Below are 17,089 nucleotides of genomic sequence, written 5' to 3'. Positions count from 1 at the left end.
AGGTTTCATTAGAAATTGAAGTACAAGAATTCTGACACGCCGCGGGTCTCACTAATGGCCAACAACAGGGCGCTCAGCAGTAACAAGGCGCCGAGCAGCATGCCTCCAAGTCCCTGTTCGAGCCGCCGCTCCTGCTCGCGCCGCAAACCGGTGCCGAGCACTTGATAAATATTTGGCATCAGGAAGGTGATCGCCGCGCATGCTGCCAGCCAAACGAGACAATTGTTCACGTCCATGATGCGGTTGATGCCTAGGCTGGCGCCGCTAACCGACAGCATCGTGCCGCCCGCCATTGCCTTCAAGATGGCACACGCACTGGCCACGGAGTTAGCGCGGAAGAACACCCAACCGACCACCACCGCCAGCAAGGTCAGCAAGGTGCCGAGCACCCGGATGCACCAATTATCGCGCCCGGCGAGCAGATGGCGCAGACCGTGGTTGCACACCAAGTAAAAACCATGCAGGCCGCCCCATATAACAAAAGTCCAGTTCGCGCCATGCCACAAACCGCCAAGCAGCATGGTGATGACCAGGTTCAGGTAACGTCTCGCATCACCATCGCGGTTGCCCCCAAGTGGGATGTACAGATAGTCCCGCAGGAAGGTCGACAGCGTGATGTGCCAGCGCCGCCAAAACTCGATAATTGAACGGGACTGGTACGGCGAATTGAAATTTATCGGCAACACGATGCCAAACATATACGACAGGCCATATGCCATGTCCGAATAGGCCGAAAAATCGAAGTACAGTTGGAAGGTGTAGGACAGCGCACCCGCCCATCCCTCCAGCATGGTCAGATTGCCTTGACTGACGTCGAACACCGGGCCGACATAGCGAGCCACGCCGTCGGCCAGCACGACTTTCTTGAACAGGCCGGAGGTAAAGAACAGCAAACCGAGGATCAGCCGGCCGCGACTAAACACATGGGAATCCGGCTGATCGAACTGCGGCATCATCTCTTTGTGATGCAGGATGGGGCCGGCAATCAGGTGGGGGAAATACGTGACGAACAAACCATAGCTTTCCGGCTTAGTTTCACGCACCTTGCCAGCGTTGCAATCGACCAGATAGGCAATTTGTGTAAAAGTGAAAAACGAAATTCCGATGGGCAAAGCGAGTCCCAATTGCTGGTAGGGGCGACCGATCAATAAACTAAAATTACCCAGAAGGAAGTCAAAGTACTTAAAGAACACGAGCAAGCTCAAATTTGCAACCAGGCCGACAATCAGCCAACGCTTGGCCGACAGCAAGTCGCCTGCGGCATGCAGGTCCGAGATCTTCCTCCCCATCCAAAAGTTGCAGCATATCGAGCCCGCCAAAATGGGGAAAAAACGAATATCCCAATAGCAGTAGAAAGCGACGGAAGCCAGCAGTAGCGCAACAATGGAACCGCGCAACGAGTACCGGGAACAGAGGAAATATACAAGCAGAGTGAGCGGCAGAAAGACTGCAAAGAAAGAAAATGTATTAAATAGCACTGAAGAATCTCAATAGAGGGACAAAAGCCGCGCTGTACAACAGGCGGCATCCAAAATGTTATTGCGCGATCCATCCTGCAGCCATGCCGGCTACTGGCAATGCGGAGTGGTTGGCGAGACTGCGGGGCTGCCGGTAAAACAGACAAATTGGTTAACATCATTGGTGCATTAATTTCCCGCAACGATGCACCAAGCGGACGTAGAGCCGCACGAGTCATGATAAGAACGTGAGGCCGCATGCATCAGGCAAAATATAACATATCGTCCAGCTGAGTTTGCATTTTTACACATTTTTTCACTGCTGGGAATCCTCCAACGGCGCAACGGCAGTCACCTCGATCTCCACCCTGGCCCGCTCCTCCAGCAAGCCGGCCACCTGCACCGCCGTCATCGCCGGGTAGTGCGCGCCGATCACCTCGCGGTAGGCCGCGCCGACCTCCTTGTAGGCGCCGACGTATTCCTTCTTGTCGAGCACATACCAGGTCATGCGCACGATGTGCTCGGGCCGCGCGCCGGCCTCGGCCAGCACCGCCACCACATTGAGCAGCGCCTGGCGCACCTGGCCGGCGAAGTCGTCGGTGTGGAACACGCCCTGCCCGTCCCAGCCGATCATGCCGCTGACGCAGACCATCCTGCCGCTGGCGGCCACGCCGTTCGAGTAGCCACGCGCTCGCGCCCAGCCCTCCGGTTGTAAAAATTCCATGAAATTACCTTTATGATATCTTATGCCGTTTGCACCGCCGCCGGCGCACCATTGAGCAACTCGCGCGCGATGATCAACTGCTGCACCTCGCTGGCGCCCTCGTAGATGCGCAGCGCGCGGATCTCGCGGTACAGCCGCTCGACCGGGTGCTCGCTGACCACGCCCAGGCCGCCGAAGATCTGCACCGCCGCGTCGATCACCTGCTGCGCCGTCTCGGTCGCCGTCAGCTTGGCCATCGCCGCCTCCTTGGTCACCCGTTCGCCGCGGTCGCGCTGCCAGGCGGCGCGGTAGGTCAGCAGGGCGGCGGCGTCGATGCCGGTGGCCATTTGCGCCAGCTTGGCCTGGGTCAGCTGGAAGTCGGCCAGGCGCTGGCCGAACATCTGCCGCTGCTGGCAGTGCGCCAGCGCCTCGTCGAAGGCGCGGCGGGCGAAACCCAGCGCCGCCGCCGCCACCGAGGTGCGGAACACGTCGAGCGTGGCCATCGCCACCTTGAAGCCTTGGCCCGGCTCGCCGACCAGGCGCGCCGCCGGCACGCGGCAGTCGGTGAAGCGCAGCCGCGCCAGCGGGTGCGGCGCGATCACGTCGATCCGCTCGGCGACGGCGAAGCCGGGCGTGTCGGCGTCGACGATGAAGGCGGAGATGCCGCGCGCGCCGCGTGTTTGGCCCGGCTCGGCGCCCTCGCCGCTGCGGGCGAACACCACGTAGAAGTCGGCGATGCCGCCGTTGGAGATCCAGGTCTTCTCGCCGTTGAGCACGTAGTGGTCGCCGGCGCGCACGGCGGCGCACTGCATGGCGGCGACGTCGGAGCCGGCCTGCGGCTCGGACAGGGCGAAGGCGGCGATGGCCTCGCCGGCCGCCACGCGCGGCAGGTAGCGGGCGCGGTTGGCGGCGCTGCCGAACAGGCTGATGGCGCCCGAGCCCAGGCCCTGCATGGCGAAGGCGAAGTCGGCCAGGCCGGCGTGGCGCGCCAGCGTCTCGCGGATCAGGCAGATGGCGCGCGTGTCGATGGCGGCGCCGGCGCCGCCGTGCTCGACGCCGGCGACGGCGTGGCGCAGCCAGCCGGCCGCGCCGAGCTGGCGCACCAGCGCGCGGCAGGCCGCGTCGACGTCGGCGCCGTGGCCGTGGCCTATTTCAGCGGCGGCCCAGGCGTCCAGCTCGCGCTCCAGCGCGGCGTGGCGCGGCTCGAAGAACGGCCACTCCAGATACGATTTGTCGGACATATCAGTCTCCCTCGAATTGCGGTTTTTGCTTGGCCACGAAGGCGTGGTAGGCGCGGTGGAAGTCGTTGGTGGCCATGCAGATGGCCTGCGCCTGCGCCTCCGCCTCGATGGCCTCGTCGACGCCCATGTTCCACTCCTGCTGCAGCATTTTCTTGGTCATGCCGTGAGCGAAGGTGGGGCCGTCGGCCAGCCTCTGCGCCAACGCGCGCGCGGCCGCCAGCAGCTCCTGCGGCTCGTGCAGGCTGTTGAAAAAGCCCCAGCGCTCGCCCTCCGCGCCGCCCATCGAGCGGCCGGTGTAGAGCAGCTCGGACGCCCTGCCCTGGCCGATCAGCCGTGGCAGCAGCGCGCAGGCGCCCATGTCGCAGCCGGCCAGGCCGACGCGGGTGAACAGGTAGGCTGTCTTGCTGCGTGCCGTGCCCAGGCGCATGTCGGCGGCCAGCGCCAGCATGGCGCCGGCGCCGGCGCAAATGCCGTCGATGGCGGCCACCACCGGCTGCGGGCAGGCGCGCATGGCCTTGACCACGTCGCCGGTCATGCGGGTAAAGGCCAGCAGGCCGGGCATGTCCAGCTTGGTCAGCGGGCCGATGATGTCGTGCACGTCGCCGCCGGAGCAGAAGTTCTCGCCTGCGCCGGCAATGACGACCGCCTTGACGTCGTCGGCGTAGGCCAGCGCGCGGAACAGCTCGCGCAGCTCGGCGTAGGAGTCGAAGGTCAGCGGGTTCTTGCGCTCGGGGCGGTTCAGGGTCAGCGTGGCGACGCCGTCGGCCACATCGAAGAGGAAGTGGCGCGCCTGGTAGCCGGCCAGGCTGGCGCGGTTGCCGGGCAGTTGTTGGGCTTCGCCGGGAAGGTATCGCATGGTGGTGTCCTCGTTATGGTTTGTCGTCGGGCGCGTTCAGGTGCCGCTTCATTTGCGACAGCAGCGCGATCAGCTGGCCCTTGTCGGCGCCGGACATGTCCTGCAGCAGTTCGGCGATCCAGCCCTCGTGCACCGCCGCCATGGTGGCGAAGGCGCGCCGGCCGGCGCCGGTCAGCTTGACGCTGTAGGCGCGGCCGTCCTTGGGGTCGGGCACGCGCACCACCAGCTTCTCCTGCTCCAGCTGGTCGGTGATGCCGGTGATGTTCCCGCCGGTGACCATCATGCGCTTGGACAGCTCGCCCATGCGCAGGCCGTCCGGGTAGCGCTCCAGTTGCGCCATCAGGTCGAAGCGCGGCAGCGTGATGCCGAAGCTGGCGCGCAGCCGGCTGCGGATCTCGTTCTCGATTTTGACGGTGCACGACAGCATGCGCAGCCACAGCTTGAGCGACTGGTGGTGGTCCTCGGTCAGGCGGCTGGACAGGTCGAGCACCGGCTCGCTGTGCTCGTCGGCGTCGGCGCCCTCGGTGTTAGCGGAAAATGACATGGGGTTCCTTGCTGGCTGCTCTCATTGGTGTGTTCACATGACCTCGCCGCCGGCCACGGCGATGGCCTGGCCGTTCATTGCGGACGACTCGGGCAGGCACAGCCAAACCACGGCGTTGGCCACCTCCTCGCACTGTACTAGGCGTTGCTGCGGATTGGCGCCGGCCAGTTCGGCGCGCGCCTGCTCCTCGCTGCGGCCGGTCTTGGCGACGATGTTGGCCACCGCCGCGCGCACGATGTCGGTCTCGGTGTAGCCGGGGCAGACGGCGTTGACGGTGACGCCCTTGGCGGCCACCTCCAACGCCAGCGCCCGCGTCAGCCCGACCGCGCCGTGCTTGGCGGCGACGTAGGCCGAGACGTAGCGGTAGCCGACCAGCCCGGCCGTCGAGGCGACGTTGACGACGCGGCCCCACTTTGCCTCCAACATGGCCGGCAGCGCCGCCTGGGTGCAGTGGAACACGCCGTTCAGGTTCACCGCCAGCATGCGCTGCCACAGCGCCGCGTCGGTCTTCAGGAAGGTCGCCGGTTCCGCCTGGCCGGCGTTGTTGATCAGGATGTCGATGCGGCCGAAGCGCTCGGCGGCGCGGGCAAAGGCGCCCTGCACCGCCGCCTCGTCGGCCACGTCGAGCGCTTCGACGCCGACCTCGCCGAGCGCGTTCATGTCGCGTTGCGCCTCCAGCAGCGCGGCCGCGTCGCGGCCGGCCAGGGTGACGCGCGCGCCGCGCAGCAGCAAGGCGCGCGCGCAGGCGGCGCCGATGCCGCGCGCGCCGCCCGTCACCAGCGCGTGCTTGCCGGCCAGTGTGCTCGATAGTGTCGTCATGTCCTCATCCCTCCAGCAGCTTGGCCGCCACCTGCTGCGGACTGAGGCCGCCGCTGGCCGCCGCCAGTTGCCGCTCGCGTTCCAGGTTGCGCTCCAGCTGCTGCTTGCCCGGCTGGTACTGCTTCGGCCAAGCGACGGCGTGGTAGCCGATCCGGGCCGCCTCGGCCAGGGTCCAGGCCGGGTTGGCCAGGTGCGGCCGGCCCACCGCGCACAGGTCGGCGCGACCGGCGGCGATGATGCCGTTGGCGTGGTCGGCCTCGAAGATGGAGCCGACGGCGATGGTGGCGATGTCCGCCTCGTTGCGCACGCGGTCGGCGAACGGGGTCTGGAACATGCGGCCGTATACCGGCTTCTCGCGCTTGCTCACCTGGCCGGACGAGCAGTCGATCAGGTCGGCGCCGGCTGCCTTGAACAGGCGGGCGATGGCCACCGCGTCGTCCGGCGTGATGCCGCCCTCGACCCAGTCGTGCGCCGAGATGCGCACGCTCATCGGCTTGTGCTGCGGCCAGGCGGCGCGCATCGCGGCGAACACGCGCAGCGGGAAGCGGCAGCGGTTTTCAAGACTGCCGCCGTAGTCGTCACCACGCCGGTTGGTCAGCGGCGAGATGAAGGACGACAGCAAATAGCCGTGCGCGCAGTGCAGCTCCAGCCAGTCGAAGCCGGCCTCGTCTGCGGCCAGGGTGGCGCGCACGAAGTCGGCCTGCAACTGCGCCATGTCGGCCTCGCCCATCTCCCGCGCCGTCTGCGACACGCCGGCCAGGTACTGCTGCGGCGAAGCCGCCCACAGCGGCCAGTTGCCCTGCTCCAGCGGCTGGTCGATGCCGTCCCACATGGCGCGGGTCGAACCCTTGGCGCCGGCGTGGCCCAGTTGCAGCGCGATCTTGGCGTCGCTACTCGCATGGACGAAGTCGACGATGCGCTGCCACGCCGCCGTGTGGGCCGGCGTGTACATGCCGGGACAGGCCGGCGTGATGCGCGCCTCGGCCGACACGCAAGTCATCTCGGCGAACACCAGCGCGGCGCCGCCCAGCGCCCGCGCGCCCAAATGCGCCAGGTGGTAGTCGCCAACGACACCGTCGACGGCGCTGTACTGCGCCATCGGCGAGACCAGGACGCGGTTTTTCAGCGTCAGGCCGCGCACCTTGAACGGCGTGAACATCGGCGGGACCGCCAGGTTCGCCGCCGGCGCCACGCCGGCCTGGGCGAAGGCGCGCGCGGCGAACCAGCTTTCGAAACCGGCCACGTAGGCGGCGTCGCGCAGGCGCAGGTTCTCGTGCGACAGGCGCTGGCTGCGCGTCAGCATCGAGTAGGCGAACTGCGGCGCCTCCATCGCGCTGTAGCGTTGTACGTTCTCGAACCACTCCATCGAATTGCGCGCCGCGCTCTGGATCTTCAACACCTCCACCGCGCGCAGCGACTGGTAGGCCGCCAGCGCCGTCTTGGCATCGCCGTGCGCGCCGAAGCAGCGCGCCAGTTCGATGGCGTCCTCCAGCGCCAGCTTGGTGCCGGAGCCGATCGAATAGTGTGCCGAGTGGGCGGCGTCGCCCATCAGCACCACCGGGGTGGCGCCGTTCCAGTGCACCCACTGTTCGCAGACGATGCGCGGGAACTTGATCCACACGCTGGAGCCGCGCAGGTGGGCGGCGTTCGACAGCAACGCGTGGCCGTCCAACTGCTCGGCGAACAGCTGCTCGCAGAAGGCGATGCTCTGCTCTTGGCTCATCTCCTCCAGGCCGGCGGCGCGCCACACCGTCTCCGGCGCCTCGACGATGAAGGTCGAGGTGTCGCCGTCGTATTGGTAGATGTGGGCCTGGAACCAACCGTGCTCGGTCTGCTTGAAGGCGAAGGTGAAGGCGTCGAACTTCTTCTTGGTGCCGAGCCAGACGAAGCGGCACTGGCGCGCCTCGATCTGCGGCGCGTAGGTGGCGGCGTAGCGGCTGCGGATGCGGCTGTTCAAACCGTCCGAGGCGATCACCAGGTCGGCGCCGTACTTTGCCGCCAGTTCCTGGTCGTCGGCGACGTCGGTCTCGAACACCAGTTCCACGCCCAGCTCCTCGCAGCGCTGCTGCAGGATGTTGAGCAGGCGCTTGCGGCCGATGCCGCAGAAGCCGTGGCCGCCCGAACTGACTTTGGCGCCCTTGAAATGGATGTCGATGTCGTCCCAGTGGTTGAACGATTGCAGGATGGCGCGCGCGGTCTCCGCGTCGGCGTTCATCAGATTGCCCAGGGTCTGGTCGGAGAACACCACGCCCCAGCCGAAGGTGTCGTAGGGGCGGTTGCGCTCGACCACGGTGATGCGGTGGGCCGGGTTCTGCTGTTTCATCAACAGGCTGAAATACAGGCCGGCCGGACCGCCGCCTATGCAAACGATATTCATGGAATTCTTCACGAAGTGGTGGCGGCGTCGCGCAGTTTGAAGCGTTGTAGCTTGCCCGTCTCGGTGCGCGGCAAGGCGCTCAAAAAGCGCACCGCGCGGGGATATTTGTATGGGGCGATCTGGCCCTTGACGAACTCCTGCAGCTCGGCCGCCAGCCGCGCGCCCGCCTCGTGGCCGGGCTTGAGCACGACGTGCGCCTCGACGATCTGGCCGCGCTCCTCGTCGGCGCGGCCGACCACGCCGCATTCGGCCACCGCCGGGTGGCGCAGCAGCGCGTCCTCCACTTCCGGCCCTGCGATGTTGTAGCCGGCCGAGATGATCATGTCGTCGGTGCGCGAGCGGTAGTAGAAGTAGCCGTCGGCGTCCATCTCGTAGGCGTCGCCGGTCAGGTTCCAGCCGTTCAGCACATAGTCGCGCTGGCGCTCGTCGGCCAGGTAGCGGCAGCCGGTCGGTCCCTTCACCGCCAGCCGGCCGATCACGCCGGGGCCGACCGGCTGGCCGTCGCGGTCCAGCACACAGGCCTGGTAGCCGGGCACCGGCTTGCCGGTGGCGCCGGGGCGGATCTGCTCGTCGGCCGCCGCGATGAAGATGTGCAGCAGCTCGGTGGCGCCTATGCCGTCGATCATTGCCAGGCCGCTGGCCCGCTGCCAGCTCTCGCGCGTGGCCAGCGGCAGCGCCTCGCCGGCCGACACGCTTTGGCGCAGGCTGGACAGGTCGTACTTTGCGGCCAGCGGCGCCATCTGGCGGTAGAAGGTCGGCGCGGTGAAGCAGACCGTGGCGCGGTGCCGTTCGATGGCCTGCAACAGCGTCTCCGGCGTCAGCTTCTCCAGCAGCACGGCGCTGGCGCCGACCCGCAGCGGGAACAGCAGCAGGCCACCCAGGCCGAAGGTAAAGGCCAGCGGCGGCGTGCCGATGAAAACGTCGTCGGCGCGCGAGCGCAGCACCTCGCGCGGGAAGCAGTCGCAAATGGCCAGGATGTCGCGCTGGAAGTGCATGGTGCCCTTGGGGACGCCGGTGGTGCCCGAGGTGAAGCTGATCAGGCAGATGTCGTCGGCCGCCGTGTCGACGGCGTCGAAGCGCTCCGGCTGCTCGGCCATGCGGGCTTCCAGCGAGTTGGCGCCCTGCGCCGCATCGCCGGCGTCCGTGCCGGCATCGAGGCCGGCATCGAGGCCGAAATACAACAGCGTGGCCGGCACGCCGGGCGCGGCGTCCAGTTCGGCGCGCAGGCCGTAAGCGCACAGCGCGGCGTTGACCTCGGCCTTGGCCAGGATGGCGCCCAGCTCGCGCGCGCGCAGCAGCGGCATGGTCGGCACGGCGACCATGCCGGCCTTGAACACGGCCAGCACGCAGGCCGCCATCATTGGGTTGTTGGCGCCGCGCAGCAGCACGCGGTTGCCCGGCACCAGCCCCATCGGGCCGCGCAACACGTGGGCGATGCGGTCGACCTGGCGCTGTAGTTCGGCGTAGGTCCAGCTTTGCGTGTCGCTGCGGATCGCCAAACGCTCGCCGGCGCCGTCGGCGACGGCCGCGTCCAACAGCTCGGCGACGCAGTTCAGCCGTGCCGGGTACTGCAGCTGCGGCAGGTCGAAGCACAGCTCCGGCCACTGCTCGGGCGGCGGCAGGTGCTCGCGCGCGAAGTGGTCGGTGTGGGCACTGGCACTGCTGTCGGGCGGTGTGGTCATGGTCGGCCTGAGGTGGGATAGGAGTATCGGATCAGCCTGCGAGCAGATACTTTAAACCTAAACTATCTCGACTTCAAGCGCAATCTTGCCGACTGGTGGCGACCGAAACCCCGAAGCAAAATCTAGGGTCAGACCCTAGGGTCTGACCCTGGCTCTTTGCCGCGGGGTGGTTTGGGCGCCGCTGGCGCCTTGGCATTGGCGGCAAATCAGGCGGCGCCGGCTTGGCGCACCTCGGCGGATTGCTGCAGCACGGCGCGCACCACGCCGGCCAGCGCGGCCTGCACGGCGGCGCTGGCCAATGGCGCTGGCGCCGCCGCTGCTGCTGCTGCTGCGCCGGCGGCCGGCGCCAGCGCCTGCAAGGTGGCGGCGGCGCCGTCCAGGCCCAGCGTGAGGCAGCCGGCGCGCAGCCGCTCCAGGCGCAACTGGGCCTCGCGCTGCTCGCCGCGCGCCAGCAGCGCGCCGATGTCGCCGCCGGCGGCGTCGAGCTGCTTGTGGAAGCCGTCCAGGTAGACCAGCAGGCGCTCGTGGTTGATGCCCAGGCGCTGCAGCGTCGCCGCCGGCGCCTCGGCCTGGTACAACACCTCCGGCGCGGACGCGCGCGCCTCCCCCGCCGGCGCGAGCAAGGGGGCCAGGTGCTGGCGCACCTGCTCGGCCTGGAAGGGTTTGACGATGAAGCCGGCGGCGCCGGCCTTGTCGGCCGACTGCACGGTGTCGTCGTCGTTGGCCGAGGTGACCAGCACGAAGGGCATGCCGTCGAACGCCGGCTCGGCGCGCACGCGCTGCAACAGCTCCATGCCGGACAGGCGCGGCATGCGCAGGTCGCAGAAACAGATCGCCGGACGCAGGCCCTGCTCCAGCTGGCGCCAGGCGTCGGCGCCGTCCTCCGCCTCGAGAATCTCGAAACTGCCGCAGCTGTCGACCAGGTGCATCAGCACCATGCGCGACACCACATCATCATCGACCACCAATACTTTCATTCATCTCTCCAGTGCCGCGCGCGGAACAAGGCCATCAACATGGCAGCCGCGCCGGATCTTACAGACAAACGGCGGCGCCGAACAGGGCGCCGCCTCGATAACATTTGGGCCGCCACTCGGCCGCCACTCAGGCCGGCAGCGGATGGCCCAGCAGGCCGCGCAGCGGCGCCAGGCCGGCCACCACGCTGGGCCAGTCGCCGGCGTCGGCGGCCCGCTCCAGCTCGGCGCACAGGGTCTGCAATTCCTGCTCCTCCAGATAGGCGGCGCTGCCCTTGATGCCGTGCAGCAGGCGCGCCGCGCCGTCGCCGTCCTGCTCGGCCAGGGCGCGGTCCAGCTCGGCCAGGCGGGCCGGCACGTCGGCGTTGAAGGCGGCGCGCAGGCGCGCGCGCAGGCCGGCGCCGCTGCCGCTGTAGTGGCCCGCCGTCGGCGCCGGCTCGGCCGCCACGCCGAACATGGCGTCTAGCTCGGCCACGCTGGGCATCTCCGGCGCCTGCAGGCGCGGCGCCATGCGCGGCAGCGCCACGCCGCGCTGCAGCTGGCGCTCGATGGCGCGGCTCAGCTGGAAGTGCAGCGCCGACTCGTCGATCGGCTTGGTCAGGAAGTCGTCCATGCCCGAGCCCAGGTAGCGGCTGCGGTCCTCCTCGCTGGCGTTGGCGGTCAGCGCGATGATCATCAGCTCCTGGTCGCGCACCGGCGCCTCCTCGCTGCCGCCCGAGCGGATCAGCCGGGTGGCGCTGGCGCCGTCCATCTCCGGCATGCGGCCGTCCATCAAAATCAGGTCGTAGCGGGTCATCGAGCAGGCCTTCACCGCCAGCGCGCCGTTGGCGGCGATGTCGACCTTGTGGCCCAGGTCCTCGAGCATCATGCGGATGATGATCTGGTTGGTCGGGAAGTCCTCGGCGCACAGGATGCGCAGCTGGTGGCTGTGCGGCTCGCGCGGCACGTGCGGCACCAGCGGCGGCGCCACGCCGTCGGCCAGCGGCAGCTCGAAGGCGAACACGCTGCCCACGCCGGGCGTGCTGACCACGCTGATGGCGCCGCCCATCAGCTCGACCAGTTGGCGGCAGATCGCCAGCCCCAGGCCGGTGCCGCCGTAGCGCCGGGTGGTGGTGCTGTCGGCCTGCTCGAACTTCTGGAACAGGCGCGGCATGGCGTCGGCCTCGATGCCGATGCCGGAATCCTCCACCGTGAAGCGGATCAGGTTCAGGCCGGGCGGAGGCGCCGGCTCGGCGATGCGCTCGACCCGCATGCGCACCGCGCCGCGCTGGGTGAACTTGAAGGCGTTGCCGACCAGGTTGACCAGCACCTGGCGCAGCCGGGTCGGGTCGCCGACGACGAACTGCGGCAGGGCCTCGCCGAACTCCAGGTCGAACTCGACGCTGTGGGCGGCGGCCTGCTCCTCGAACAGGCTGACCACGTTCTCCACCGTCGACGACAGGGCGAAGTCGATGTTCTCGATGCTCAGCTTGCCCGCCTCGATCTTCGAGAAGTCGAGCAGGTCGTTGATGATGGCCAGCAGCGACTGGGCGTTGGCCTGGCCGCGCAGGATCTGCTCGCGCGTGCTGTCCTGCAGCGCGCCGTCGCGCAGGGCGAAGCCGAGCATGCCGATCACGCCGGCCAGCGGGGTGCGCATCTCGTGGCTCATGTTGGCGAGGAACTCGGACTTTTGCCGCGTCGCGTCCTCGGCCTTTTGCTTGGCCAGGCGCAGCCGCTCGTCGTTCTCCTGCAGCGCGCGGTTGGCGCGCGCCAGCTCCTCGGTGTTCTGCCGCACCTGGCGCTCCTGCGCCAGCAGCTGCTCCTGGGTGCGGCGCAGCGCCTGCAGCGCGTCCTCCAGCTGCTGGTAGGCGCGCGCGTTCTCCAGGCCGGCGGCGGCGTGCGCCGCCAGCGCCTGCAGCATGTCCATGTGCACCCGCTGGTAGGCGTTGCGCTGCATGCTCTGCACGCACAGCACGCCGATCACCTTGTCGTTGGCCAGCAGCGGTGTGTACAGCATGGCCAGCGGGATCTCCGGCATGGCGCCGTTCTCCAGCGGCGTGCGGGTCAACAGGTCCAGGCCCTGGGCGCCCATGTAGTCGGCATACTCGGCGTAGAAGTCGTTGATGAACACCTCGCGCCGGTTCAGCAGGCACCACACGGCCAGCTGGTTCGGCTGGTCCAGGCTGCGGCTGTACGGCAGCGCGCGCACGCCGCCCTCCAGCGCGAAGGGGAACTCGATGACGCCCTGCTCCTCGCGCAGGAAGCCGATGCCGAACATCTGCGCGTCCATCAGGTGGTGGACGTGGCGGTACAGCGTGCCCATCGCCGTCTCCATGTCCAGCGTGGCGTTCATCTCGCGGCCCAACTCGCTGAGCACCGAGATGTTGCGGTGCGCCGTTTCGACGTTCTCCTTCTGCCGCTCGACCTCCTGCTTCTGCCGCTCGGCGTCCATGCGGCGCTGCTCGGCCTCGGCGCGCTGGCTCTCCGCCTCCAGCCGGCGCTGTTCCAGCTCGCCTTTCTGCTGCTGCAGCAGCTGGTTCTTCTGTTCCACCTCGGCGGTGCGCAGGCCGACCTGCTGCTCGAGCAGGCTCTTCTGCCGGCGCATGCCGCGCATGCGCGCCTGGTAGGCGGCGGCGCCGGCGCCCAGCAGCAGCAGCGCCACCAGCAGGCGGAACCACCAGGTCTTCCAGAACGGCGGCAGGATGGTGATCTCCAGCGTGGCGGCGTTGTCGTTCCAGATGCCGTCCTTGTTGGCCGCCTTGACGCGGAACACGTAGCGGCCCGGGTCGAGGTTGGTGTAGGTGGCGAAGCGCTTGGTCGAGTCGGTCACCACCCAGTCCTCGTCGAAGCCCTGCAACTGGTAGGCGAAGCGGTTGCGCTGCGGCGCGGCGTAGTGCAGCGCGGCGAATTCGAGCGAGAACACCGAGTCGTGCTCCCGCAGGGTCAGGGCGCTGGTGTGCTCGATGGCGCTGCTCAGCACCGCGCCGTGCTCGCCCTGGCCGGCGCGCACCGACTTGTTGAAGACCTGCAGGTCGGTGATCGCCACCGTCGGCGCCACGCTGTTCTCGCGCACCTCCTGCGGGGCGAAGGCGGTGATGCCGTTGAAGCCGCCGAAGTACAGCGTGCCGTCCGGCGTGCGCAGCGCCGAGCCGTCGAAGTAGGCGCCCTCGATGGTGCCGTCGGCGCCGCTGTAGTTGCGGAACAAGCCGGTCTCGACGTTCAGCCGCGAGATGCCGCTGTTGGTGCTCAGCCAGAGGTTGCCGACGCCGTCGGGCAGGATCGAGGCGATGGCGTCGTCGGCGATGCCGTCGCGGCGCAGGTAGCGGCGGAAGCGCACGCTGCCGTCGGCCGCCGTCTCCATCTTGTTCAGGCCGGCCGCCGTGCCGACCCATATCGCGCCGCGCGCGTCCTCGTACAGGTAGTGCACCTCGTCGTGGCTCAGGCTGAACGGGTCCTTCGGGTCGCGGCGGAAGTGGCGGAAGCGGCCGCTCTTGCGGTCGAGCAGGTCGAGGCCGTTGAAGGTGCCCACCCACAGCCGGCCGCGCCGGTCCTCGAGGATCGGGCGCACCACGTTGTCGGCCAGGCTGTCGCTGTCGGCCGGGTCGTGGCGGTAGGTCTGCGTCGCGCCCGTGCGCGGGTCGTAGCGGTGCAGGCCGCCGCGCGAGGCCACCCACAGCAGGCCGCCGCGGTCGCCGACGATGTTGCGGATGGTGTCGCTGCCCGGGTCGCCGCGGGCGAAGCTGACGTTGCTGAACTGGCCGCTGGCGGCGTCGAGCCGGTTGACGCCGCTGCGCCCGCCTATCCACAGGTTGCCGGCCGGGTCGCGCCACAGCGCGTTGACCAGGTCGTCGGACAGGCCGCCCGGCCGGTTCGGCTCGTGGCGGTAGAGGCGGCCCTCGCCGCTCAGCGGGTCGAAGTGGTTCAGGCCGCTGCTGGTGCCCAGCCACAGCCGGCCGCGCCCGTCCGGCACGATGGCGCGCACCTTGTTGTCCGACAGCGTGCGCAGCTGGTCGGCCTGGCGCACCACGCGGGCGAAGCCGCCGCTGCCCAGGTCGACCCGGCTGACGCCGTTGTTCCAGGTGCCGACCCAGAAGGTGCCGACGCGGTCGCGGAACAGCGCCGAGATCTGGTTGTCGGCCACGCTGTGCGGGTCGCTGAACTGGTGGCGGTAGGGCACCAGGCGGTTCTCCGCCGGCAGCCAGCGGTACAGGCCGTCGGCGTTGCTGCCGACCCAGAAATGGCCCTCGCCGTCCTGGTACAGCGCGGTGACGGCGCCCGGCGCCAGGCCCTCGGCCTCGCCCAGGCGGCGCCGCCGCGGCTGGTCGCCGAGCAGGTTCCACTGCTCCAGCCCGGCCATCGTGCCGACCCACAGGGTCTGCGCGCTGTCGACCTGCAGCGCGGCGATCGAGTTGAACTTGGAGTCGGGCCGGCTGTCGAGGCGGAAGTGCTGGAAGCGCGCCGCCCCCGGCGCCAGCATGTCGAGCCCGGTGGCGGTGCCCACCCACAGGCGGCCGGCGGCGTCGCGCGCCAGCGCCAGCACCTGGTCGTCGACCAGGCTGCCGGCGTCGGCCGGATCGTGGTGCCAGCTGGTGAAGCGCGCGCTGGCCGGGTCGAAGTGGTGCAGGCCGTCGCCGCTGGCCAGCCACAGGCCGCCCAGGCCGTCGTCGAGGATGGCGCGGATGTGGCGGTTGCCGTTGCCGCGCTTGGCCGACTCGCGCGGCAGGAAGTGGCTGAAGGTCTGGCTGCGCGGGTCGAACAGGTCGAGGCCGCCGTCGGTGCCCACCCACAGCCGGCCGGCGCCGTCCAGGTGCAGCACGCGCACCCAGTTGTCGCCCAGGCTGCTGGGGTCCGACACCACGCTCTTGTAGGTGGTGACGCGGTAGCCGTCGAAGCGGCTCAGGCCGGCCTGGCTGCCGAACCACATGAAGCCCTGCTTGTCCTGGGCGATGGCCAGCACCGACTCCTGCGCCAGGCCGTGCTCGACGCCGAGCTGTTCGAAGCGCAGCGTGCGCGGCGGCGCCGCCGCCGACGCCGCGACCGCGCCCAGGCCCCACAGCAGCAGGGCCGGCATCAGCAGGTGGCAACAAAGACGTCTTAACAACCGCACTAGCGTGACTCGTTCACAGTAAAAAAAGTATTGGGGGCGCGCGTGACGCCAAACCAACCCCGCAAGCTAGGGGTCTGACCCCATGCGGGGTCAGACCCCGACGTATGCGTCGCGGGGCGGGGTGCAGCCGGCTAAGCCGCTCACGAACCGAAGAAGGCTAACACATCGGCCTTACGCGCCTGGGTGTCGCGCTGGCCGAGACGGATCAGCTCGCAAGTATACGTCGATTCGAACAACAAATACGAGGCCAGCGCCGAGCCGCGCGCCTCGGTCGCGCCGATGCCCGACAACATGGTGCGGATCGGCGGCGGCAGGCTGGCGATGTGGCGGCTGGCGATGTCGTCGAGCCGCTCGGACGGCGCGATCACCAGCAGCTCGACCGGTTTGAGCGGGGTGTTCACCAGCAGCTCCGGCGGCAGCATCGACAGGGTGCGGTTGATCCGCTCGAGCCGCTCGATGTCGACCGCCAGGCTGTCGAGGAAGATCGAGGACATGGCGTGGCCGGCGATCTGCGCCAGGCTGGGGTAGCGGGCCGACTCGCTGGCGTCGCGCGCCGGCTCGGTCAGGCGGCCGGCGCCGACCACCAGCACCTTGCTGGCGCCGAGGTGGATGGCCGGCGAGATCGGCGCCAGCTGGCGCATCGAGCCGTCGCCGCAGTATTCGCGGTGGCCGCCCAGGTACAGCGGCGTGGCCGGGAAGATGAAGGGGATCGCCGCCGAGGCCAGCAGGTGCTCGATGCCGATCTGGTCCTGCAGCGCGATGCGCTGCATGCGCACCCAGGGCGCGATCTCGGCGGCGGTCTGGTAGAAGGTGATGTGCTGGCCGCCGGTGTAGGACGAGGCGGTCACCGCCAGCGCGTGCAGCAGGCCCTCGGACAGCGCCGTGTCCAGGCGCGGCAGGTCGAGCATGCGGTGCAGCAGGCTGGCCAGCGGCGTGTTGTCGAGCAGCGACTGGGGCGGCGCGGCGCGCCATTTGCGCAGCAGCCAGCCGAACGACAGCAGCGACAGCCAGCGCGCGCCGGAGCGCAGCACGCCGAGCGAGTCGGCGCGGTAGACCTGGTCGACGCTGATGTGCTGCCAGACGTCGAGCAGCTTCTGCACGCCCTCGCCGAAGTTGTCGGCGCGGCAGGCCAGCGCGGTGGCGTTGATGGCGCCGGCCGAGGTGCCGCAGATGATGTCGAAGGGGTTGCGCGCCGGCGGCCAGCCGGCCTCCCACAGTATTTCCGATATAGCCTGCAGCACCCCCACCTGGTAGGCGGCGCGGGCGCCGCCGCCGGTGAGGATCAGGCCGGTTTTCTTTTGAATTCCCATACGACAAGATTAGCAGGGTCTGCACTGTTTGGGGAGGCTC

The 17,089-nt window shown here is 68.8% G+C and carries 11 protein-coding genes; all 11 read right to left on the bottom strand.

Translation table 11 applies throughout. The features are described 5' to 3' along the window. Nucleotides 1–8: 8 nt before the first annotated feature. The 11 genes from BM252_RS08735 to BM252_RS08685 all read right to left on the bottom strand — a co-directional run bounded on the left by BM252_RS08735 (nt 9) and on the right by BM252_RS08685 (nt 17,049). Entirely contained in the window at nt 9–1,478 is a 1,470-nt protein-coding gene (locus BM252_RS08735; protein WP_093386353.1) for an MBOAT family O-acyltransferase, read from the bottom strand. Between the two features lie 295 nt (nt 1,479–1,773). Then, nucleotides 1,774–2,181: a RidA family protein gene (locus BM252_RS08730; protein ID WP_093386350.1), complete on the bottom strand. Its 408-nt coding sequence runs from the start codon at nt 2,179–2,181 to the stop codon at nt 1,774–1,776. A 20-nt stretch (nt 2,182–2,201) separates the two neighbouring features. Further along, entirely contained in the window at nt 2,202–3,401 is a 1,200-nt protein-coding gene (locus BM252_RS08725) for an acyl-CoA dehydrogenase family protein (RefSeq protein ID WP_093386348.1), read from the bottom strand. A 1-nt stretch (nt 3,402) separates the two neighbouring features. Beyond that, nucleotides 3,403–4,257, bottom strand: coding sequence for an enoyl-CoA hydratase family protein (locus BM252_RS08720; RefSeq protein WP_093386345.1), 855 nt, complete (start codon nt 4,255–4,257; stop codon nt 3,403–3,405). Between the two features lie 13 nt (nt 4,258–4,270). After that, nucleotides 4,271–4,801 (bottom strand): MarR family winged helix-turn-helix transcriptional regulator, encoded by a 531-nt coding sequence (locus BM252_RS08715; RefSeq protein WP_093386342.1) that lies wholly within the window; start codon nt 4,799–4,801, stop codon nt 4,271–4,273. Between the two features lie 33 nt (nt 4,802–4,834). Beyond that, on the bottom strand, nt 4,835–5,620 hold the full coding sequence (locus BM252_RS08710) for an SDR family NAD(P)-dependent oxidoreductase (protein ID WP_093386340.1): 786 nt from the start codon (nt 5,618–5,620) through the stop codon (nt 4,835–4,837). 4 nt (nt 5,621–5,624) lie between these two features. Continuing rightward, complete coding sequence (locus BM252_RS08705) at nt 5,625–7,997, bottom strand: bifunctional salicylyl-CoA 5-hydroxylase/oxidoreductase (RefSeq protein ID WP_093386649.1); 2,373 nt, start codon at nt 7,995–7,997, stop codon at nt 5,625–5,627. A gap of 8 nt (nt 7,998–8,005) precedes the next feature. Continuing rightward, nucleotides 8,006–9,679: an AMP-binding protein gene (locus BM252_RS08700; RefSeq protein WP_093386337.1), complete on the bottom strand. Its 1,674-nt coding sequence runs from the start codon at nt 9,677–9,679 to the stop codon at nt 8,006–8,008. 206 nt (nt 9,680–9,885) lie between these two features. Next, nucleotides 9,886–10,656 (bottom strand): response regulator, encoded by a 771-nt coding sequence (locus tag BM252_RS08695; protein WP_093386335.1) that lies wholly within the window; start codon nt 10,654–10,656, stop codon nt 9,886–9,888. 127 nt (nt 10,657–10,783) lie between these two features. Further along, nucleotides 10,784–15,703 carry a two-component regulator propeller domain-containing protein gene (locus tag BM252_RS08690; protein WP_093386332.1) on the bottom strand — a complete coding sequence of 1,640 codons (4,920 nt, stop codon included), beginning with the start codon at nt 15,701–15,703 and terminating at the stop codon, nt 10,784–10,786. A 176-nt stretch (nt 15,704–15,879) separates the two neighbouring features. Beyond that, nucleotides 15,880–17,049, bottom strand: a complete 1,170-nt coding sequence (locus tag BM252_RS08685) for a patatin-like phospholipase family protein (RefSeq protein ID WP_093386330.1) — start codon at nt 17,047–17,049, stop codon at nt 15,880–15,882. Between the last annotated feature and the right edge of the window lie 40 nt (nt 17,050–17,089).

The organism is Rugamonas rubra (assembly GCF_900114705.1).
GTDB lineage: Bacteria > Pseudomonadota > Gammaproteobacteria > Burkholderiales > Burkholderiaceae_D > Rugamonas > Rugamonas rubra.
This window is presented reverse-complemented; position numbering and strand designations above follow the sequence as displayed.